The following is a 21707-nucleotide window of genomic DNA, read 5'->3' on the forward strand; positions in this document are numbered from 1 at the left end:
CTTCAAGGTGTCTCGGAGAAGACCCAGCGATCGTATCAATGCGGGTCACGCATGTGAACCGATGGATCGATATAACCAAATTCTAGAAGCGATGCGTGATCCCGACTATAGCCGCAACCGCGTGGCTCGTGCTCGAGTACGTCGAGCCGCTGAAGTTCGCCACGGCGGCCTTGCCAGTCGAATCCGTACCTGCAGCCGCTTGATAGAAGCCATCCGCATAGAGCGAAGTGCGCTTCGTGACGGCATAAGTCGCGCCCAGGTTGACCTGGTTGTAGTGCGCACTATCGTAGTTGCCGGCGCCGCTGTTGTGGGTATAGATATAGGCTGCGGCAAGCGTCAGACTGGGATTGACGGCGTACTTGACGTTCAGTTCTCCAGAATTGAACGTGGCCGTACCGCCGTGGTACAGCGTGCCGTAGCTTCCGCCTGCATTGACCGAGCCGAGGTTCTGGAACTGCGTGTTCGAGTACAGTACCGCGACCGTCACCGTCCCGAGCGCGTACGAACCGCCCGCAGTCACGATCTGCTGGGAGCCGGCCGACGCGTACCCGCCAAAAATGCGGCTAGGCATGTTGTTGTTGGTGCCGGTGGCAGAGGTCGAGGAGTTCCCCTGATTGCCGAAGGTCGCGTAGTACGGGTCCTTCGTGAACATGTAGCTTGCGCCCAGTTTCACGGGGCCGTTGGCATACGCGAGCGCCACGTCCTTGACCGAGTTCTGGCCGAAGTTGCCGGCGACGTTGCCGAAGCTGTACAGCACGCCGAGCGTGAAACCGCCGACGTTCGGGCTCGAGTACTTCACGGCGTTCTGGATACGGTTGGACGTATCGACGTTGTCGACGTCGGCAGCGCGCGTGCCGTAGCCGAGACCGGAAGCTGCCCAGTCGGCACCCGAAGCGAACGAGCTGGTCGCGTCGTTGCTGGCCGAGTACTGACGCCCGGCAGTGACGGCACCCCACGTCGTGCTGCTCAGACCCACGAAGGCCTTGCGTCCGAATAGCAGACCGCCCTGTCCCAACGCGCCTGAGCCCAACGTGAAGCCGTTCTCGACATCGAAAATCGCCTTGAGGCCGCCGCCCAGATCCTCGGCGCCGAGCAGGCCCCAGCGCGACGATGTACCGGACGAGAGGCCGTACAGCGCACCGCCTTTCACGTTGTTGTTGTATAGAAAGCCGGCATCGGCAATGCCGTAAAGGGTGACGCTGCTTTGCGCGTGCGCGGCGCCGGCGACGAGGCCGAGCGAGAGTGCCGCTGCGCTGAACTTGTTGAGTTTCATCTGCGAGAATTTATTCGGTGATTGTGGACGAGTCGACAACGAGCGTGTGTAAGTCTGCAACGGACCGGCACAAAACTGCAGCGATGACAAGCCAAGCGCTGCCTTGCCGAATCCGCGGGCACCGAGTCTAGGGACTCTGCAGTCCTTTTCAAACCAAGTTATTTGCCTAAGCTTTACGACGGGCAGCCGGAACGTGGGCACCTCAGCGCATCGAGCCACCCGTGAAGCTCAACCATTCGAGTGACCGCGAACTTACTACGGATTCCTTCCAATCAGGCTTTAACAAAGGGAGAAATGCGCGTGACGCGGCGCCCGGCAAGCAACTGGGATGCCCACGTTTGCCCGAATTGCGCTGAGCAAATCACGATAGCTTGGTTGGTTGCGGAAGAAGCTGTCACTACACTTTTCAGCGACCTTTCCTCTGACGCAATCGCAGTGGGCCACCTGGCAAGCGTTGCGCCCCCTGCCCACCGGAGACCCTCACCGCAATGAGCCACATTCCCGCCCCCGTTCTAGATCACGTCGTCGTCAACGTCAAGGACCAGCTCGACGACGCATCAGACACGTATCGCAAGCTCGGCTTCGCCCTGACCGCGCGCGGTCATCATTCGCTCGGGTCGAGCAATCACCTCGCCATCTTCGGCGAGAACTACCTGGAACTCCTCGGCTTCGAGCAGGGCAAGAGCGCGAACCGTCCCGACATCGTCAATGCACCGCCCGGCCTCTCTGGGCTCGTGTTCAAGACCAACGATTCGCACGCGCTGCACGAAGCGATCACCGCGCGCGGTATCGGAGTCGAGCCGCCCGCCGAATTTTTCAGACCCGTGCAACTGCCCGAGGGTGCGCAGGACGCGCGCTTTCGCACCGTGCGCCTCGCCGCCGAGCTGGTGCGCAACGGCCGCACGTTCTTCTGCCATCACTTCACGCCGCAACTCGTGTGGCGCGACGAAGACCGCCAGCACCCCAACGGCGTGACCGATATCGTCGGCTTCGTGATCGCGACGCCTGCGCCGCGCGAGGTCGCGGACCTCTACGAGCGCCTGTTCGGGCCCGGTATCGTCGAGCGCGTCGGCGACGATCACTACCGCCTGCCGGCGGGCCGCGCGCACGTCGAATTCGTCACGCCCGCCCAGGCGGAGCGCCGCTACGGCGCGGTCGCCGTCACGCTCGATGGCAGCGAACGCTACGTAGCGCTCGATCTTCGCGTGCGCTCGCTCGACACGCTGCGCAAGGTGTTCGAGCGCAATGGCGTCGTTTCCGTCGCAGCCGCAGACGGCTCGGTGCGCGTCGCGGCCGGCCATGCCGCAGGCGTCGCGTTGCGCTTTGTCGAAGGCGAAACGGCATGAGCGAGGCGGCCGCCTTCTGGCATTACTTCACGCCCGACTATGCGTCTGCGCGCGAGCGCTTCGTGGTCCGCGCCCAACGCGCGGGCGCGCAACTCGCGAGCTACCGGCATCCCGACGCGAGCGGCCCTGGCGGCATCGCACTGAGCATCGACGTCGCGCGTCTCGGGCCGCAGCACGCGCCGAAGCAACTGCTCGCCATCAGCGGTACGCACGGTCTTGAAGGCGCTGCGGGCTCGGCGCTCCAGATTGCATGGCTGGACAGCCTGGCGTCGAACCTGCCTCCGGATCTCGCCGTCACGCTCGTGCACGGGCTCAACCCGTATGGCTTTGCGCACGGCTCCCGCACGACCGAAAACAACGTCGACCTGAACCGGAATTTTGTCGATCACGACGCGCCACGGCCACGCAACGCGCACTACGCGAGCCTGCACGAATGGCTGATTCCAACGCGCTGGGACCGCGACACGCTCGCCGCAGCAACACAGGCGACGGACCGCTTTCGCGACGCGCACGGCGCGGACGCGCTCTTCAACACGCTCGCGAGCGGCCAGTACACGCATGCCGACGGCCTGATCTATGGCGGCAATCAGCGCGAATGGTCGAACCTGACCTTGCAGCGCATCGTGGAAACGCATCTCGTGCAGGCCGAGCGTGTGGCGTTTATCGACTGGCACACCGGCATCGGCGAATACGGCGAGCCGTTCTTTCTCTGCTTCAACGCGCAAGACAGCGAACTCGAGCAGCGCGCGGCCCAGTGGTGGGGCGCGGACCGCGTGCTCGGCCAGCGCCCGCATGGCCTGGCGCGGCCCGACTATCGCGGGCTCGTGTTCCGCGGCGTCGAGCAATTTCTCGACGGGCGGCCGATGGCGGGCGCCGTGATCGAGTTCGGTACGCGCGGGCCGAGCATGAGCCTCGCGTCGCGACTCGACCAGTGGCTGCGTTTTCGCGCCCGCCAGGCGCCGCACCCCGAGCGCGACGCGCAACTGCGTGCCGACCTGCTCGACGCGTTCGTGCCCGTTTCCTCGGTCTGGCGCGAGCGTGTGCTTGCGCACGGACTCGCCATCACGGCGCAAACGCTCGACGGGCTTGCGCGCTGGTAAGCGACATTCATCGCACTTCGAAGTTATCCACGTTTTTGTTTTCATCATGAAAGCTATTGTGTTGCGCGAGCACGGCGGCCTTGACAAGCTCCGTCTCGAAACCGCTTTTCCCGATCCGAGCCCGGCTCCCGGCGATGTCGTGATCCGCGTAAAGGCCTCGTCCCTCAACTATCACGACGTGTTCACGCGGCGCGGCATGCCAGGCATCAAGCTGCCGTTCCCCGTCATCATCGGGCTCGACGTAGCGGGAGAGATCGTCGAGGTCGGCGCGGGCGTGCAGGACTGGCGACCCGGCGACCGCGTACTCGTCGATCCCATTGATCGTGTGGACGGCGGCCTCGTCGGCGAAACCACACATGGCGGCCTCGCCGAACTGTGCCGCGTGCCGGCGCATCAATTGATCCGCTTGCACGATGGCGTGAGCTTCGACGAAGCCGCTGCGTTGCCGGTCGCCTATGGCACCGCGCTGCGCATGATGCGCCGCATCGGTCAGATCGAAGCCGGCGAACGCGTGTTGATACTTGGCGCGAGCGGCGGTGTCGGCGTGTGCGCGGTGCAACTCGCGAAGCTCGCTGGCGCCGAAGTGATCGCCTGCGCGGGATCGCCGGAAAAAGCCCAGCGTCTGCGCGAACTCGGCGCGGACCACGTCATTTTGTACACCGAGGAAGATTTCGTGCGCGCGGTACACGCGAAGTTCGGCAAGCCTGCGCGGCGCCGCAATGTCGTGGAGCGTGGCGGGGTGGACGTGGTCGTGAATTTCACAGGCGGGGACACCTGGACGCGCTCGTTGCGCTGTCTGCGCCTGGGCGGGCGTCTTCTCACCTGCGGCGCGACCGCCGGCTACGCCCCACCGGAAGACATCCGCTACATCTGGACCTTCGAGTTGCAGATTCGCGGCTCCAACGGCTGGGAGCGCGAGGACCTGCACGAACTGCTCGATCTCGTGCAGAGCCGCCAGCTGCGTGTGCTGATCGACCGGAAATGGCCGCTGGAAGAAGGCGCACAAGCGCTCGCGACGCTCGAAAACCGCGAAGTGATTGGCAAGGTGCTGGTGGCATCGTGAGCGACGCGCGCGAGACCCTCACCATCGAGCAGATCCAGCAGGCGTTCGACCGCTCGCCCTATATCGCCTCGCTGCGTATGCGCGCCATCAGCGCCGACCACGCCCTGCAAGCGCTGCGCGTGCGCATTCCGTTTCAGCCGGGCTTCGAGCGCGGCGCGGATACGCGGCAATGGCACGGCGGCCCGCTCGCGGCAATTATCGATACGGTCGGCGACTTTGCCGTCGGCATGCTGGTTGGGCGTGGCCTCCCAACAATCAACTTTCGTGTCGACTACCTGCGCCCCGCCATCGAAACCGATATCGACGCCGTGGCCACCGTGCGGCGCCTCGGCCGCACGGTGAGCGTGGCCGACGTCGAGCTTTACAACGACAAGGGCGTGCTGCTCGCCATCGGCCGCGCGAGTTACGCCACCGCGTAAGACCGCGAACGCCATCACCTCCACCCAAACCACGCTACGCCGACCCGAGCCGGTCGAGCTTTTGCCATGAAGAAGAATCCGCCCTATTCCCGACGTTCTTTTCTTTCCCTGACTGCCCGCGGTGCGCTCGCGGCAAGCGCCGGCGTCAGCGGCGTCGGTGCGCTTGCGCTGCCCGCGGGCGCACTTGCGGCCACGCCCGCCCTGCCGGCCGCCGCGCCGCGCCGCGGCGGCACGCTGGTGGCGAGCTGGGGCGGCCTCGAACCGCAAGCGCTGTTCGTGCCGGGCGGAGGCGGCTCCAGCCCGCTACAAACCTCTACCAAAATTCTCGAACGCCTGCTCAGGCTCGACAGCACGCTCGCATTCCAGCCCTTGCTCGCCACCGGCGTGAGCGCGTCGCCCGACTTCCTGACCTACACGATCAAGCTGCGCCCGAACGTGCGCTGGCACGACGGCCAGCCGTTCACCGCCGACGACGTCGTGTTCAACGTGCTCGAATACTGGAAGCCGATTTCGGCCGGCATTGCGCTCAAGACTTTGCAAAGCGCGAAGGCCATCGACCCGCTCACGGTCGAATTGCGCTTCGCGCGGCCGGTGCCTGACTTCTTCCTGAAGTCGGTGCTGGCTGGCCAGTACCAGGTACTCCTGCCGAAACATCGCTATGCGGGCAGGGAAATTCTCACGAATCCGCTGAACAACGCGCCGGTCGGCACGGGCCCTTGGAAATACGGCGAGTGGGTGCGTGGCAGCCATGTCGAATACCGCCGCAACGAGCAATACTGGGGCGCGGGTCAACCGTATCTCGACAAGCTGGTCGTCTCCTGGTGGAGCGATTCGGCCTCGCGCTCGGCGGCGCTCGAAACCGGGGAACTCGGCCTTGCGTATTCGAACCCGGTGCCGGTGCGCGACATCGACCGGCTTGTGAAGACCGGCAAGGTCGTACTTGATACCAAAGGCTATGAAGACTCCGCGTGGACGGTCACAGTGGAGTTCAACCAGCGCCGCGCGAACGTTCAGCGCCGCGAAGTGCGCCAGGCGCTGCTGCATGCCATCGACCGCAAGCTCATCGTCGACACGATTTACTTCGGGCGCGGCCGCCCTGCGGTTTCGCCGATCTTCCACAGCAATCCGCTCTTCTTCACCGACGACGTGCCTCACTACCCCTTCGATCCGAAGCGCGCAGGCGCGCTGCTCGACGCGGCAGGATTGCCGAACCGCGACGGCGGCCGCTTCACCGTCAATCTGCTCGCCGCCGCCTGGTTCGAGGAGAACGCGAAGCTTGGGCAGTACCTGAAGCAGGCATTCGTGGACATCGGCGTGAAGGTGAAGCTCGATTCGGTCGATCGCGCGACGGCGCTCAAGCGCATCTATACCGATTACGACTACGACATCGCCATCTCGAACTTCACCGCGCCACTTGAACCGGTGCCCGTGGTGACGCAGTACTTCACCACCGACGGCATCGTCAAGGGCGCGGCCTTTCGCAACGCGACCGGCTATTCGAATCCCGTCATGGATGCGCTCGTCGACAAGCTCAGCACCGAGACGAACCCCGACAAACGCAAACAGCTCGCACACGACTTCGCGCACCTCGCCTCGACCGACGTGCCGATCGTGCCGCTCGTCGAAATGCAGTCGTTCACACTCGCGCGAGCGAACCTGCGCAACTTCACCGCCAGCGCGAACGTGCAGGGCGATTCGCTCGGCTCGGTCTGGCTGGACGCGTGAGAGGAGCGCCGCCATGATCCTGCGCCTGATCGCACGCCGGCTGTTGCAGGCGATTCCGCTGCTGCTCGGCGTCATCGTGCTCAACTTCTTCCTGATCCATTCCGTGCCGGGCAGCTTCCTCGACGTGATGACCGCCGACCAGCAGGTCACCGACCCCGCGCTGATCGAGCACCTTCGCGTGCTGTACGGCATGGACCAGCCGTTGTGGCAGCAGTTGCTGCACTACATCGGCTCGGTCGCACGTCTCGATCTCGGTTATTCGTATCGGCACAACGAGCCGGTATTCGATGTGATCCTGGAGCATCTGCCCGCCACGCTCCTGCTGATGCTCTCCAGTCTGGCAATCGCGGTGCTGGTTGGCGTGACGGCCGGCGTGATCGCCGCGGTCAAGGTGAACACCTGGTGGGACACGCTCGTTTCCGCCGCAGCCGTGCTGTGCTTCGCGGCGCCGAGCTTCTGGCTCGGCATCATGCTCATCATATTGTTCTCGGTGCGGCTCGACTGGCTCCCGGTAGGCGGCATGACCACCATCGGCGCGGACTATGGCGGGGGGCTTGCCGGCCAGTGGCACGCCGCGCTCGATGTGGCGAGGCACCTCGTGCTGCCTGCCGTCACGCTCGGCCTCTTTTATGCCGCCACCTACGCGCGAGTGATGCGCGCCTCGATGCTAGAGGTCAGCCGACTCGACTTCGTCAGAACGGCCTATGCCAAGGGCCTCACACGCCTGCGCGTCGTGCTCGCCCACATGGTGCGCAATGCGCTGCTGCCCGTTCTCACGCTGCTCGGCGTGCAGCTCGGCGCGGTGCTTGGCGGCAGTATCGTCGTGGAGGCTGTGTTCAGTTGGCCCGGCATTGGCGGCGTGCTGTTCGACAGCGTGATGAGCCGCAACTATCCCGTCGTGCTGGGCATCCTCGTGCTCAGTTCGCTGCTCGTGGTGCTCGCCAATCTCGCGGTGGACCTGCTCTACGCGCGGGTCGATCCGCGTATCCGCACGGAGGCGTCATGACGACGCTCGATCCGCTCACAGGCCCGCTTTCCGTCCCACAGCCGGATTCGCCCGTGCGCGGCGGCGCGTGGCGGCAATTCCTGCGCCATCGCGGCGCGGTTGCCGGTGCGCTGCTGCTCGCCTTCGTTGTGGCCGTCGCGCTCGCGGCCGGCTGGCTCTATCCCGGCGACCCGCTGCGTATCGTCAGCGCGCCGGAGACCTGGCCATTCCAGACACGGGAGTTTCCGCTGGGCACCGATGCGCTCGGCCGCGATATCGCGGCGCTCCTCGCTCACGGCGCGCGGGCGACGCTGCTCGCGAGTCTTTCCGCGAGCCTCGTGGCAACGCTGATCGGCGTGGCGGTGGGGCTCGCGGCAGCCTGGTATGGCGGCTGGATCGACGCGCTGCTCATGCGCACGACCGAACTGTTTCAGATCGTGCCCAACGTCGTATTCGTGCTCACCATCGTGTCGATTCTCGGGCCCCGCCTGCAGAACACGGTGATCGCCGTGGCGCTCGTGTCGTGGCCCGCAATCGCCCGGCTCACGCGCGCCGAATGCCTGAGCTTCAAAAGCCGCGACTTCGTGGCGGCGTGCCGCACCGTCGGGCTCGGCCCGTGGCGCATCGCGTTCGGGGAGATCCTGCCCAATGCGCTGCCGCCCGTGCTCGTGATGGGCACGCTCGTCATCGCCGGGGCGATTCTCTATGAATCGGTCGTCTCGTTTCTCGGTCTCGGCGACCCGAACCTTGCGAGCTGGGGCCGTCAGATCGGCGAGGGGCGCACGCTCATCCGCTCGTCGTGGTACCTGTGCGCGGAGCCCGGCATCGCCATCATGCTCGTCGTGCTCGCGCTCAACCTCATAGGCGACGGCCTGAACGACGCACTGAACCCGCTTTTTCGCAAACGCTGAGCGTTTCGCTCGCGCTATTCCCCAAATCATCAAGAAGGATTCCTGATCATGACACGGTGGACCAATCTCGGAAGCCTGGTCGACCAGGCGCTCGACCTCGAAACGCCCGCCATAGTCGATCTGCGCGAGCCCGCGCGGCCCGTCACGTGGACGCACGCCCAGATCGACCGCCTCGCGAACGGCGTGGCGACCGCCCTGCTCAGCCGTGGGCTGCATGCGGGCGCGCACGTCGCCATTGCCTCGCTGAACCGCGCCGAGTATCTGATCGCCTACTTCGGCATCATGCGAGCCGGCCTCGTGGCCGTACCGATCAACATCAAGCAGTCGCAGGAGAACCTCGACTACGTGCTGCAGGACGCCGAAGTTGCGCTCGCCTTCGTCGACGCCGACCGCCGTCCTGCGCTGGCCGCACGCGTGCCTGTCATCGACTTTGACGACGCGGGCCCGGAGGGTTTCGCAACGCAAATCACGCCCGCCGACTTCGAAGCCGTCGCCGCGCATCCCGACCAGGTCGCGCAAATGCTCTATACGTCCGGCTCCACCGGCAAACCCAAGGGCGTGCCGCTCACGCACGCGGGCCAGTTGTGGGCGCTGGGCGCAACTTACGTCAAGCCCGACGATCCCTCGACCGAGCGTTATCTGCTCGCACAGCCGCTCTTCCATATGAACGGACTGTTCATGGCCAAGCGCGCGTTCTCCGTCAACGGGCTGCTCGTGATTCAGCCGGGCTTCGACGTGCCGGCTTACGTCGATGCGCTCGAACGCTACCGCATCACGGTGCTCGCAGCCGTGCCCACCATGTTCGCGCGCATCGTGAAGGACACCGCGAACTATGCAGGGCGCGACTTCTCCGCGCTGGCGCGCATCATGCTCGGCTCCGCGCCAATGAGCCTTGCGCTCTTCGAGCGCATCCAGGCGGTGTTTTCGCACGCGCGCATCGTGCACGGCTATGGCACGACCGAAGCGGGGCCGAGTGTGTTCGGCCTGCATCCGCAAGGCTTGCCCACGCCGCCCCTCGCGCTCGGCTATCCGCTATCGAACGAGGCAGTGCAACTCGTGAACGGTCCCGATGAAAACGAAGGCGTGCTGCTCATGCGCAATCCCGCCGTGATGCACGGCTATCACCGGCTGCCGGAAAAGACCGCGCAAGTGCTAGCCGACGGCTGGTACTACAGCGGCGACGTGATGCGCCGCGACGCGCACGGCTTCTTCTACTTCGTCGGCCGCGCCGACGACATGTTCGTCTGCGCAGGCGAGAACATCTATCCGGTCGAAGTTGAAAAGCTGCTCGAATCGCATCCGGAAGTGCGCCAGGCGAGCGTCGTTCCGCTGCCCGACGAAGAACGCGCCGCCGTGCCCGTTGCCTTCGTGGTGCGGCAGCCGGGCAGCGCGTTGTCTGCCCAGGCGCTTGCGCAGCACGCGCTCGCGAACGGGCCTGCCTATCAACATCCGCGCCGCATCGCATTTGTTGCGGAGCTGCCCTGGGCTGGCACCAACAAAGTGGATCGCCATGCGCTGCTGCAGCGCGCGCGTGAACTCGAGGCCACCCACGGCTGGAGCCACGACGCGCCAGCCGCGCACGGAGTCACAGCATGAGCGCTGCCCTGCCCCTCGATTCGAGGTATGGAAGCCTCGCCGGCAAGGTTGCGCTCGTCACGGGCGCGAGCCGCGGCATCGGCCGCGCCATTGCGCTCGCGCTCGGCAGGCGTGGCGCGATCGTCGCGGTCCACTACGGCCGTGAACGCGAAAAAGCGCTCGACGTTGCGCGCGAGATCGTCGACGCAGGCGGCCAGGCCTTCGTGCTGGGCGCAGACCTTGCCGCCACTGAAGGCGTACGTGTCCTGCTCGATGGCCTGCACGCGGCGCTGCGCGAGCGCGGCTTGCCCGAGGCGTTCGACATTCTCGTGAACAACGCGGGCGAAGGCTTGCGCGCTCGGATCGCCGAAGTGCAGTCCGAGGACTACGACCGCATCATGCAGGTCAACCTGAAAACGCCCTTCTTCCTGATTCAGCAGTCGCTACCTTATCTGCGCGATGGCGGCCGCATCGTCAACATCTCGTCCATGGGTACGCGCGCCGCGTATCCGCGCATGAGCGTCTATGCGCCCGCGAAGGCCGGACTGGAAGCGTTGACGCTGGTGCTCGCCGCCGAACTGGGCGCGCGCGGCATCACCGTGAACGCCGTGCTGCCCGGCGCGACCGCAACCGACCTCAATCGCGACGCAAACGATCCCGTTGCAAGCCAAGTGGTCGCGCAATCCATTGCGCTCGGCCGCGTCGGCCAGCCGGGTGACATCGCCGATATCGTGGCCTTTCTCGCGAGTCACGAGGGCCGCTGGATCACGGGGCAAAAGATCGACGCCAGCGGCGGCCAGCGCCTCTAACCCCGGACACGTCATGACTGCACTGCTTGATGTACGCAATCTCACAGTCGCGCTGCCTGCGGGCGCGGACCGGCCCCACGCGCTGAACAACGTGTCGTTCTCGCTCGATGCGGGCGAACTCCTGTGCATGGTCGGCGAAAGCGGCTCCGGCAAGTCGATGACCGCCAGCGCGCTGACGGGATTGCTCCCGGAAGGCGCGCGCGTGACCGGTGGAAATCTGCTGTGGCGCGGGCAGACCGATTTGCTCACGCTACCGCGCGGCCAACTGCGGCGCTGGCGCGGCAACCGCATCGGCATGATCTTCCAGGAACCGATGACCGCGCTGAACCCGCTGCACACGATCGGCGGCCAGATTGCCGAAGTCTTTCGCACGCACACCCGCCTTGGCCGCGCGCAAATCCGCGCGCGTTCGCTGGAACTGCTGGACGCCGTGCAGATTCCCGCGCCGGAGCAGGCGTTGCGCCGCTACCCGCACGAGCTTTCTGGCGGACAGCGCCAGCGCGCGATGATTGCCATGGCGCTCGCGCTCGAACCGGAACTGCTGATCGCCGACGAGCCGACCACGGCGCTCGACGTCACGACCCAGGCGCAGATTCTGCATTTGATCCGCGACTTGCAGCGCCGCAACGGCGCTGCTGTGCTGTTCATCACGCATGACTTCGGCGTGGTGGCCGAAGTGGCCGATCGCATTGCGGTCATGAGGCACGGCGAACTCGTCGAACAGGGCGCGGCGCACGATGTGCTCAACCGGCCGGCACACGCTTACACGCAAGCGCTGATCGATGCCGTCCCGCCGCCGCCGGCGGCGGCAGGTTTCTCGGAGCCCGTGCACTTAGCAGCGGCGCAAGCGAGCGCGCTCCTCTCGGTGCTGGGCCTGACAAAGACGTATCGCCCGCGAGGCCGCAGGGCCACACGCGTGGCCGCGTTGCGCGACGTCTCTTTCGAACTCTCGCGCGGCTCGACACTTGGCATCGTCGGTGAAAGCGGGTCGGGAAAATCGACACTTGCGCGCACAATCATGCGGCTCGTTACCCCTGACAGCGGCGCCATTCACTACGAGGGCGACGATTTCGGCCAGCATCCTCGCACACGTGAGGCACAGGCACACAGGCTCGGTGTGCAAATGGTCTTTCAGGATCCCTATGGATCGCTGAATCCGCGGCGCCAGGTGGGCGACATCGTGACCCAAGGGCCCATTGCACGCGGTGTCGAGCCTGCGCGCGCCCATGCCCGCGCGCGCGAACTGTTCGCACTGGTGGGTCTCTCACCCGATGCGCTCACGCGCTTTCCGCACGAGTTCTCGGGCGGTCAACGCCAGCGTATCGGCCTTGCCCGCGCGCTCGCACTAGAGCCGAAAGTGCTGGTCGCCGATGAACCGGTCTCAGCGCTGGACGTGTCCGTGCAGGCGCAGGTATTGACGCTGCTCGCGCGTCTGAAAGCCGAGCTCGGTTTGTCGATGCTGTTCATCACCCACGACCTGCGCGTGGCGGCGCAGTTGTGCGACCGCATCGCCGTGATGAAGGACGGCGCGATCGTCGAATATGGTGCGCCGCGCGAGCTGTTCACCGCACCGCGCCATCCCTATACGCGCACGCTGCTCGACTCCGTGCCAGGCCGGGCGTGGCATCCGCCAAAACGCCAAGATCAACCCCTCGCGCACGCGGATGGCGGATGAAGTCATCCGCGTGCGCGACTCGCGTCGCCGTCGCTACGCTCCCAGAACACCACGCGGCGCTGCACGGCGCGCACGAGCTGCGCGCCGCTCACGCCGATCACGGCGAGCAGCACGACGCCCGCAAACATCGTCGCGACGCTCATGTTCACCGAAGCCGAGCTGATCAGATAGCCCAGCCCGCGCTGTGACGAAAGGAACTCGCCGACCACGGCGCCGATCAGCGCGAGCGACACGCCGATCTGCAGGCCGCTGAATATCTCCGGTGCGGCGCATGGGAGCTTCACGTGAAAAAACAGAAACACGCGCGAAGCCGAAAACGCGCGGCACGCATCGAGCAGATCGGGGTCGGCACGCTTGAGACCGTTCACGGTGTTGACGAACAACGGGAAGAAGCACACCAGCACGACGAGCACGACTTTGGAGGCACTGCCGTAGCCACACCAGACGAGAATGATCGGTCCGAGCGCGACCTTCGGCATGGCCTGCAAACCCGCGAGCAGTGGAAACACGAAGCGCTCGAACACGCGAGACTCCGCAAGCAACGCGCCCATGAAGACAGCGAGCACGCTGCCGATCCAATACCCGAGCAGCGTTTCGCCCAGCGTCGCGCCGATATGAGGCCACAGCGTGCCGTCCGCGAAGCCCGCTGCGAGCGCCCTCCAGACCTCGGCGGGCCCGGGAAGCACGTAGTCTGGGATCGACCAGGCCACGACGATGGCCTGCCAGCAGGCAATGGCGGCCGCCAGGCTCGCGAGCGGATAGAGCGCCGCAGGCGCCGCCTTATTCAACCGTAGACGCTTCATTGAAAATGCCTCCGCAAATGGGCGCATGCCTCGACGAACGCGGCTGAACTGAGCGTATCCGCATCGCGCGGGCGCGCGAGAGGAACCACCAGTTCGTCGACGATTCGCCCCGGCCGCGCGGACATGACGAGCACGCGGTCCGCGAGGAAAACCGCTTCGGGAATGCTGTGTGTGATGAACAGCACGGACTTGCGCTGCGCGAGCCAGATGCGCTGCAACTCCAACGTGAGACGCTCGCGCGTGAGCGCGTCGAGCGCGGCGAACGGCTCGTCCATCAGCAGCAAAGCGGGATCGTGCAGCAGCATGCGCGCGATGCCCACGCGCTGTTGCATGCCGCCCGAAAGCTCGGCGGGATAGTTGCGCGCGAAAGCGTCGAGGCCGACCAGCGCCAGCAATTCGCGCGCACGTTCCTGCGCCTGCGCTAACGGCAAACGCAGCGTGCGCGCGGGCAGCAGCACGTTGTCGAGCACGTTGCGCCACGGCAGCAGGTTGGGTTTCTGGAACGCGACGCCCACCTGGCGCCCTGGCTTCGCGAGCGGCGCGCCGCTCACGCTCGCGCGCCCCGAGGTGGGCGCAATGAGTGCGGCCGCAACCTTGAGCAACGTGGACTTGCCGCAGCCGGACGGCCCCAGCAGCGCCACGAACTCGCCCTGGGCGATACGCAGGTCGACATCTAGCAATGCGTCGATCGTCCCCGTGCGGGTGCGGTAGCGCACCGAAACGCCCTCGGCGTGAAAGGCGCTCGCACTCATCGCGTGCGCCTCGCCGCGTCGAGAAACGCCAATACGCGCGGCCACGACGCCTCGTTCGCGTGTGCATTCGCGGCCGCGGTGCCGCCTGCCGTGATCGCCACGCGCGCAACCGGATGAACGCGTGCGATCTGCGTGGTCGGCACGTGCGGGAACAGGATCGAGTGGCCCGCACTTTCGTAGCGTAAATGCTCGACGCGATGCGCGAAGCCGCGAGCACGCAGGTCCGCAGCAATCGTCTCAGCGTAGCGCGACGATGGCCAGAAGCCGTCGTCCGTGCCCGATATCAGCAGGATCGGTGCCTCGATCCGCTCGACGGGGATCCGCGCCCGCGCGACGGCCGCGGCGTCACGCAGCGCGGACTCGAAGGCCGGCGCCTGCCGCACCGGCTCGCCCGGCGCGGGCGCATGACGGAACGCGGACCAATCCGCGCTCGCGTTGTCTTCCCAGACGTGCGCGAGCGGACGGCCGCCGAGCGTCCACGCCACCGAATCCGGCGCCTCGCCGGGCGCGCCCGCGCGCAGCGTGCCGTGCAGCACGGCGCTGGGCACATAGCCGATCACGGCTGAGACACGTTCGGGCCATGTCGCGGCAAGCAGCAAGGCCAGTTCGCCGCCGCGCGACTGCCCAGCGACCGCTACGAAGCCGGACTCCGGCTTCTCGCTTGCACGCAGCCAGTCGAGCGCGGCCGCGAAATATTCGAGCGGCGTGTGCGAGATCGTCGGCGGCAGGCCGGGTGCATTGAAATAACCGAGCGCGAGCGCTGCATAGCCGTGCGCGGCGTAGAGTGCGGCACGCGGTTCGTTGATGCCGCCACCCGAGCCGTTGAGCACGACGACCGCCGGATGCGGTCCCGGCGTCGCTGGGGTGAACAGCGTGCCGACCACGCCCTCCTCCCGAATCTCGCGGCACGTGACACCTTCGGCGACATACTGCTGCGTGAAATGCGTGGTGGCCGTTATGCCAGCGCTGTCGCGGGCGTTAAGTTCAATCGTGACAGGCGCGACGCTTTCGGGCCGCGTGGCTTCGCTCACGCACTGCATCGACCAGACGATGCCCATCGGCTGCACGCCGCTGCCCGCGTAGTCGCCCGACACCGGCGCGGCTTTGCCCAGATCGACGCTGCCGTCTGCGTCGGTCACGAAGTGATTCGTGCTGCGCCACGCGCTGCCATCGGGCATTGCTAGTTGCGCGACGATCTCGACCTGCGCCTGGGGCGCGAAGCCGGTCAGCACGATGCGCCTTGCCACATCGACGAGCGCAATACGTGGCGTCACCTCGATGCGAGCGTTCATGGCTGCTGCCGCGCGCGTTCGCGCAGCGCGGCCTCGTCGAAGCGGCTGAAGTCGGCCACGAACTGATTCGAGAACAATTGATCGAGCGGCACATTGCCCTGTGCAAGTTCTCCCACGCGTTGCATCTCGGCGAGATTCGCGCGCACCGCGCCAAGGTCGTAGGCGCCAGGCTGGCGCGGCTTGCCATCCGGCGTGCGCAGCACGCGGTCGAGCCGGCGCTTGAGCAGTTCCTCGGCCACACGCAGGTTCTGCGCCTCGTCGCCCTGCGGTTTCGACTCGGGATGCTCGTCCCAGAACGCTTTCACGCAAAACGCCGGATTCGCGTCGCAGACGATCTGCGCTTGCGTATAGGCGCGCCCAAAGCGGGCGATCAGGTCGGGCCGCTCGGCGAAGGTGTCGCGATGCGCGATGAAACCGTTGCCCGCTGTCGCGTCGAACACGGCCGGATAGCGGATGCGGCGAACCGGCGTGCCGGAGAGTTCCAGCATGTCGTCCCAACTGCTGTTGAAGTTCAGCGCATCGACGGCGCCCGTCTTGAGCGCATGAAAGCCCGCGCCAAGCGAGCCGACGGCAACGTAGTCGACATTCGTGCCCGGCTGCAGCCCTGCTTCGCGCAGCGCCGCTCGCCCGCCGGGAATGGTGCCCCACGTGAGCGCGCCCACGCCGATCTTCTTGTCCTTGAGGTCGGCGAGCGTTTTCACCGGCGACGAGGCAAGCACCGCGAATTCCATCGTGTTGGCTGGCACGCCGTTGTAGAAGTAGCGTACGGGCGGGGGCATGCCGCCGTTCAGGTAGCTCGAAAGCAGCGGCTCGGCAGTGGGATAGCCAAAGGTGATGCGCTTGCTCGCCACCTGTGGAATCAACGCACCCGCGCCCTGGAAGACGACGAGCTTCACGTCGAGCCCTTCGCTCCTGAAAAGGCCGAGCTTGTCGGCGGCCGCATAGGGCGCGCCGTCGTGCACGGCAGGGGGAATCGCGAGGCCCACCGTGACGGTTTCGAGCGCACGTGTGTCGCTCGCGGCCATCGCGACGAGCGGCGTTGCGGCGACAGCGAGGCCGGCGGCAAAAATACGTATTCGTTTCATGGAATCACTGGTCCAGGTAAGTGGCGCTCGGCATGGCGATGCGCCGCACCGCATCGGCCTTGAGGCTGGCGCGGTCGAACTTGTTCGTCGATGCAACCGGCAGCGCACCGACGAACCACACGCGGCGGGGATGCTGAAAAGCCGGAGCCTGCTCCAGCGCGAACCGCTTGAGCGCTTTCTCGTCTGTTTGCGCCGCGGCTTTCAGCACGACAAACGCCACGGGTTTTTCGCCCTTGATCGCGTCGGGCACCGGCACGACGCAGGCTTGCGCGACGAGAGGATGACGCTCCAGCATGCGCTCGACTTCGCCGGGGTAGATGTTCTCGCCGCCGCAAACGAACATGTCGTCGCGGCGTCCAACGAACGTGTAGAAGCCATCGGTGTCTCGCTGAAATACGTCGCCTGTACGGTAATAGCCGTCGGGCGTGAGGGGCGCGCGCAGGTCCGGACGGTTGTGATAGCCGTTCATGAGCGCCGGGCTGCGCAGTTCCAGCTCGCCCTCGTCGGCCTCGGCGCCGTATTCGTCGACGAGACGCAGCGACACGAGCGGGTGCGCAGCGCCCACCGAGAGCGGTGGCGTCGGCAAATCTTGCGGATGCGGGCCGAACACCACCGGGCCGCCTTCCGTTGTGCCATAGGCATTGATCACGCGCGCATTGGGTAAAAGCGCGCGTATTTGCTCCTGCAGCGCGGCGCTCACGGGCGCGGAGCCCATGCGCACATAGCGCACGGACGAGAAATCGCTTTGCGCGAGCAGCGCGTGTTCCTGCATCATCATCGCGATCATCGGCGGCACGGCCGTAAGCCACGTGCAGCGCCAGCCGGTGACGGCGCGAATGTAGTTCGCTGCGTCGAACTGCGGGAGCATTACGATCGTCGCACGTGCAGCCAACGCGAGGAATGCCAGTGCGAGCGCGTTCATGTGAAAGAGCGGTGCGGCGATCAACACGCGCTCTCCTTGCAGCGGTTGCGACTGCAGCCGCGTGCGCACGACCCAAAGATGGCTTCGATGCGAAAGCACGACGCCTTTGGGCCGCCCAGTCGACCCCGAGGTGTAGAGCATGAGCGCGGGCTCGTCCGCGTGCGGGACGATGGCTGTCACGCGCGTTCCACGCTCATTCGCGATGAACGACGAAAACAGCGTGACGTTCGGGGGCAGTCTCTCCGGCAATTCCATTGCGCGCGCATCGAACGCGACGGCCGCGAAACCCGTTGGCACGTCCGCCATGCGCTTCGCGTCGCAGAACACGAGGCGCGCGCCGCTGTCCGCGATCACGTCGGCAATGAGCGCGCGAGGAAAACGAAAGTTCACCGGCACGGCAATCAGTCCCGCGCGCATGATGCCAAGCACCGTCGCCACATAGTGCGCCGAATTCGCCGCGAGCAGCGCCACGCGCTCGCCTCGCTCGTAGCGTGCCGCGAGCGAGGCTGCGACGCTTTCGGCCAGCGCGTCGAGCTCTCCGAAGGTGTACTCGACCGCCGTGAGCGTTTCGTCGAGTTCGACGAGCGCGAGCGCGTGAGGATCGGCAGTGCGGTCGATCAGCTCGCCCAGGTTCGTTGGCGCGTTCATGGCACGAACTCCAGCAAGGTGTCGAAATTGGGCAACGCCACGACGCTGCGCGCGGCTTCCACCACGAACGGCAACTGCGCTTGCGTTGCGCGATCCCCCATTTCGCGCCATTGCGGCGTGCGGAGGGTAATCGCGCCGTAGCGCGGCGCTCGCAATGCAACATGGGCGGCTAACGTGCCAAAGCGCGCATCGAACGCGGCGCGAGCGTGAAAAGCGAGGTCGAAGCCGGGGGCCGGCTCGCCGAGACGCGCATAGGCTTCCCGCTCCACGTCGATCAGATGCAGCGCCGCGAGCGCATAGGCGCCGTTTGCGTGACTGCGCCATGACGCGCGAAACACGAACTCTGGCGTCAGGTGCTGGCAAAAATACACGCGGCCGCCTGAAAACTGCCCCGGCGTGAAGCGAACGGTCACGAAGCGCGCATCGCCGAGACCCTCGACCGGTCGCGAGAAATGCTGCGGCGCGGTTACATCGAAGCCGTCCGCACGCAACCGCACGTACGTGCGCTGCGCATCATCGCTGCGATAGACGAGGCCGTCGGTCCCAATGGGACTCGCGGCGATTTCCGCACGCACGGTCGAGCCGTCGGCAGGCAGCCCGATCAGTTCGAGGTAGTGGTCCTCGAACACGATCGCATGATTGATCGAGCCGAGCGTGTGGAAGCCGCGCGGCGTCACCGTGAAGCCCAGCGCACGAAACTGCGCTTCGGCAGCGTCGGTATCGAAGCGCGTATTGATGACGAGATGATCGAGTGACAGCATCACGGGCGGGCGGGCTGCTGCGCGGCTGCGGTGGAATACGCGCCCCGCCCGCTCGCGACGAGCTTGCCGTCGGAGTCGAACACATGCGCCTCGGCGGTCGCGATCTGCGAGCCGAAGCGGATCACCTTGCCCTTCACGCGCAGATCGCCGGGCAGCGCCGCGCGGTGATAATCGACACGCAAGTCGATGGTCGGCACGCCGCGCCCCGTCTTCGATACCAGCGCCCAGTCGGCGGCCAGATCGACGAGCGCCGCGAGAATACCGCCATGCGTATAGCGCTTTTCGGGGTTCACAACCCATTCCTCGCGCCATTGCGCGCTCAGCTCGATCTCGCCCTCGGTCACGGCCACGACCTTCAGGCCGAGCCATTCGTGATACGGACCGCGGCGCAACCGCGCCTCCACTTCCGCCGCGTCCGGCTGCGCCGGCGTGCTTGCTTCCTGACTCATGCTTGTTCTCCCACGCCTCGATTACGGATTGACGACTACCTTGCCCAGCACTTCGCGGTCGCGAATCAGCCTCAAGCCTTCGGCGGCCTTCTCCAGCGGCAGCACGCGGTCGATGGCGGGCGCGAGTTTGCCGCTCGCGATCTGGTCGAGCAGCGCGCGCAGGTTGTCGTCGTAGAAACTGTTGGACCCGATCACCTTGAGTTCGAAACTCCAGATGTAGCGCAGGTCTTCCTTCGGATCGTGCCCTGCCGTTGCGCCGCACACGAGCACCGTGCCTCCGCGCCTCACGCACTTGAGCGAGGGCAGCCATGTGTCGCCCCCCGTGAAGTTCACGACCACGTCTACGCCCCCTTCGTGGCTGCGCCGCTGCGGCTTGCCGTACTGGCCGATGGCCCACTTCGAGAAGTCCGTGGTGCGATAGTTGACGACGTGGTCCGCCCCCAACGCCTTCAACTGTGCCGCCTTTTCGTCGCTGCCCGCGCAGGCGATGACCTCCGCGCCGAGTTGCTTCGCGAGCAGCAGCGACGCTGTGCCCACGCCGCCGCTCGCACCGAGAATCAGCACGCGGTCACCGGCCTTCACCGTTTCGTGCGTGATGAGCATGCGGTGCGCCGTGCCATAAGCGACCGGCAACGCAGAGGCCGCCTCGTAGCTCACCGAATCGGGCAGCGCAATGAGTTGCGCAGCCGAGACCGCGCAATACTCGGCCATGCCACCGTCCAGCATTTCGCCCATCAGACCTTTCTCGCGATTGAGCGGATTCACAAGCACCCGGTCACCCACTTTCCAGCCTTCGACGCCAACGCCCAGCGCGGCGATCTCGCCCGCCATGTCGAGTCCGATCACGACAGGCAGCGGCACCTTGATCCCCGGCATGCCTTTCACGGTGAACACATCGTGATAATTGAAGGACGAGGCGCGCACGCGAATCACCACGCCACCGCGCTCGGGCTGCGGCACGGGCTTGTCGCTCACCACTTCGAGCTGGTCCAGATCGCCGTGCTCACGCAGCACGAGCGCCTTCATGGTGGAAGGAAGGGAAACTGCCATGTATTGGACTCCGAAATACTTGTGACATTCAGGAAAAAGCAACAGGAATAGAACTTCAGCGAATGGATCGCGACGCGGCGTACGGCGCGGTGTCGAACAGGCCTGCCGGCAGATCGCCTTCGATCACGCCGCCGTCCACGAAAATCTTGTGCTCGCGCTGCAAGGTCGCGATGTCGGTGGGCTCGAACGTCACGCGGTTGATCTCCGACCAGCGCGACGCATAGGCATCGGCATCGGCCGGCGGAAGATTTGCGCTATTTTGGAGGATTGCCGAAACCTCGCTGTGATGCGACGCGCCCCATTGCAGCGCGTCACGCAAGCCGGCGACGAGCTTCGCCGCGTCGGCCGGGTGTTGCCCGAGCCAGTCCGCTCGCACCGCGCTCACGCCGATATAGGGCACGGCATCGCTCTTCGTGAGCTTCTTCCACTCGTCGCCGAACGAGCCGAGCTGGCGCACCTTCAGGTCCTTCAATTGTGCGATCGTGATCGTGCGCACCGCTGCCGCGTCGACCTGCTTTTGCGCGAGAAACTGCGCGAGGCGTCCTTCGTTGCCGGAGACGATCGAAAAGTCCGCGCTGCGAATGCCGTAATTGCCCTGCAATACGGCCGTTGCGATCGAGGCCACCGAACTCCCCGGCGGCGACATGCCGACTTTCTTGCCACGCAGGTCGGCGAGCGCGTGGATCGGCGAGTCTTCGGGCGCGACGAACGCCACGTCGGCCGGCTGGGTCGCCAGCACGATACGCAGCGGCGCGCCCTGCGCCGCGGAGCCGAATACCGCTGCAGCGGGCGCGGCAAACGCGAAGTCGATCGCATCCGCGGCCAGTGCGCGGTTCGGCGCGTTCACGTCGGCGAAGTGCACGAACTGCACGTCGAGGCCACGCTGCTGCAAGAAGGGCTTCGCTTCGAGCACCGCGCCGAAGCCGAGGCTCACGCCGCTCGTCCAGTAACCAATGCGTAGCGGTTGCGCATGTGCCGCCTGCGCCGTACCCGCCGAGGCGGCGGCAACCAGGGCCGCCATGGCGGCCCGCTTGAGTCTGTCGATCGCTTGCATAATACGTTTC

20 protein-coding genes are annotated in these 21707 nt (G+C 65.9%); 10 read left to right on the forward strand and 10 right to left on the reverse strand.

The genetic code is table 11. The features are described from left to right. Nucleotides 1-82: 82 nt before the first annotated feature. Nucleotides 83-1273, reverse strand: coding sequence for a porin (locus tag VSR72_RS30025; RefSeq protein ID WP_342955911.1), 1191 nt, complete (start codon nt 1271-1273; stop codon nt 83-85). A gap of 488 nt (nt 1274-1761) precedes the next feature. On the opposite strand from VSR72_RS30025, the gene VSR72_RS30030 reads away from it, so the two are divergent. From VSR72_RS30030 to VSR72_RS30075, 10 genes are all read left to right on the forward strand, one after another. Continuing rightward, nucleotides 1762-2619, forward strand: a complete 858-nt coding sequence (locus tag VSR72_RS30030) for a VOC family protein (RefSeq protein ID WP_342955912.1) — start codon at nt 1762-1764, stop codon at nt 2617-2619. Continuing rightward, nucleotides 2616-3719, forward strand: a complete 1104-nt coding sequence (locus tag VSR72_RS30035; RefSeq protein ID WP_342955913.1) for a M14 family metallopeptidase — start codon at nt 2616-2618, stop codon at nt 3717-3719. Before VSR72_RS30030 ends, VSR72_RS30035 begins: the two co-directional genes overlap by 4 nt. Nucleotides 3720-3765: 46 nt before the next feature. Further along, nucleotides 3766-4782 (forward strand): zinc-binding dehydrogenase, encoded by a 1017-nt coding sequence (locus VSR72_RS30040; RefSeq protein ID WP_342955914.1) that lies wholly within the window; start codon nt 3766-3768, stop codon nt 4780-4782. Next, nucleotides 4779-5201 carry a PaaI family thioesterase gene (locus VSR72_RS30045; RefSeq protein ID WP_342955915.1) on the forward strand — a complete coding sequence of 141 codons (423 nt, stop codon included), beginning with the start codon at nt 4779-4781 and terminating at the stop codon, nt 5199-5201. Before VSR72_RS30040 ends, VSR72_RS30045 begins: the two co-directional genes overlap by 4 nt. Nucleotides 5202-5267: 66 nt before the next feature. Next, the gene (locus VSR72_RS30050) at nt 5268-6926 is read left to right on the forward strand and encodes an ABC transporter substrate-binding protein (RefSeq protein ID WP_342955916.1); all 1659 of its coding nucleotides are present in this window, start codon (nt 5268-5270) and stop codon (nt 6924-6926) included. A gap of 13 nt (nt 6927-6939) precedes the next feature. After that, nucleotides 6940-7932 carry an ABC transporter permease gene (locus VSR72_RS30055; protein ID WP_342955917.1) on the forward strand — a complete coding sequence of 331 codons (993 nt, stop codon included), beginning with the start codon at nt 6940-6942 and terminating at the stop codon, nt 7930-7932. Then, nucleotides 7929-8822, forward strand: a complete 894-nt coding sequence (locus VSR72_RS30060; RefSeq protein ID WP_342955918.1) for an ABC transporter permease — start codon at nt 7929-7931, stop codon at nt 8820-8822. Before VSR72_RS30055 ends, VSR72_RS30060 begins: the two co-directional genes overlap by 4 nt. 48 nt (nt 8823-8870) lie before the next feature. Beyond that, nucleotides 8871-10418, forward strand: a complete 1548-nt coding sequence (locus VSR72_RS30065; RefSeq protein WP_342955919.1) for a class I adenylate-forming enzyme family protein — start codon at nt 8871-8873, stop codon at nt 10416-10418. After that, nucleotides 10415-11206: an SDR family oxidoreductase gene (locus VSR72_RS30070; RefSeq protein WP_342955920.1), complete on the forward strand. Its 792-nt coding sequence runs from the start codon at nt 10415-10417 to the stop codon at nt 11204-11206. The genes VSR72_RS30065 and VSR72_RS30070 overlap by 4 nt, the downstream gene beginning before the upstream one ends. Before the next feature lie 13 nt (nt 11207-11219). After that, entirely contained in the window at nt 11220-12881 is a 1662-nt protein-coding gene (locus tag VSR72_RS30075; RefSeq protein WP_342955921.1) for an ABC transporter ATP-binding protein, read from the forward strand. A 2-nt stretch (nt 12882-12883) separates the two neighbouring features. On the opposite strand, the gene VSR72_RS30080 is transcribed toward VSR72_RS30075, so the two are convergent. The 9 genes from VSR72_RS30080 to VSR72_RS30120 all read right to left on the reverse strand — a co-directional run bounded on the left by VSR72_RS30080 (nt 12884) and on the right by VSR72_RS30120 (nt 21697). After that, nucleotides 12884-13684 carry an ABC transporter permease gene (locus VSR72_RS30080; protein WP_342955922.1) on the reverse strand — a complete coding sequence of 267 codons (801 nt, stop codon included), beginning with the start codon at nt 13682-13684 and terminating at the stop codon, nt 12884-12886. Next, entirely contained in the window at nt 13681-14436 is a 756-nt protein-coding gene (locus tag VSR72_RS30085; protein WP_342955923.1) for an ABC transporter ATP-binding protein, read from the reverse strand. Before VSR72_RS30085 ends, VSR72_RS30080 begins: the two co-directional genes overlap by 4 nt. Further along, nucleotides 14433-15728: an acyl-CoA thioester hydrolase/BAAT C-terminal domain-containing protein gene (locus tag VSR72_RS30090; protein WP_342955924.1), complete on the reverse strand. Its 1296-nt coding sequence runs from the start codon at nt 15726-15728 to the stop codon at nt 14433-14435. Before VSR72_RS30090 ends, VSR72_RS30085 begins: the two co-directional genes overlap by 4 nt. Continuing rightward, a complete protein-coding gene (locus tag VSR72_RS30095; RefSeq protein ID WP_342955925.1) occupies nt 15725-16813 on the reverse strand; it encodes an ABC transporter substrate-binding protein in 1089 nt (362 codons plus the stop codon). Before VSR72_RS30095 ends, VSR72_RS30090 begins: the two co-directional genes overlap by 4 nt. A 4-nt stretch (nt 16814-16817) precedes the next feature. Beyond that, nucleotides 16818-18383 carry a class I adenylate-forming enzyme family protein gene (locus VSR72_RS30100; RefSeq protein WP_342955926.1) on the reverse strand — a complete coding sequence of 522 codons (1566 nt, stop codon included), beginning with the start codon at nt 18381-18383 and terminating at the stop codon, nt 16818-16820. Then, the gene (locus VSR72_RS30105) at nt 18380-19144 is read right to left on the reverse strand and encodes a VOC family protein (protein WP_342955987.1); all 765 of its coding nucleotides are present in this window, start codon (nt 19142-19144) and stop codon (nt 18380-18382) included. The genes VSR72_RS30100 and VSR72_RS30105 overlap by 4 nt, the downstream gene beginning before the upstream one ends. Beyond that, entirely contained in the window at nt 19144-19593 is a 450-nt protein-coding gene (locus VSR72_RS30110) for a PaaI family thioesterase (RefSeq protein ID WP_342955927.1), read from the reverse strand. Before VSR72_RS30110 ends, VSR72_RS30105 begins: the two co-directional genes overlap by 1 nt. Before the next feature lie 21 nt (nt 19594-19614). Next, nucleotides 19615-20619 (reverse strand): zinc-binding dehydrogenase, encoded by a 1005-nt coding sequence (locus VSR72_RS30115; protein WP_342955988.1) that lies wholly within the window; start codon nt 20617-20619, stop codon nt 19615-19617. A 79-nt stretch (nt 20620-20698) separates the two neighbouring features. Then, nucleotides 20699-21697, reverse strand: coding sequence for a PhnD/SsuA/transferrin family substrate-binding protein (locus VSR72_RS30120; protein ID WP_342955928.1), 999 nt, complete (start codon nt 21695-21697; stop codon nt 20699-20701). Nucleotides 21698-21707: the final 10 nt, after the last annotated feature.

The sequence above is a fragment of the Paraburkholderia sp. JHI869 genome (genome assembly GCF_038900775.1).
Classification (GTDB): domain Bacteria; phylum Pseudomonadota; class Gammaproteobacteria; order Burkholderiales; family Burkholderiaceae; genus Paraburkholderia.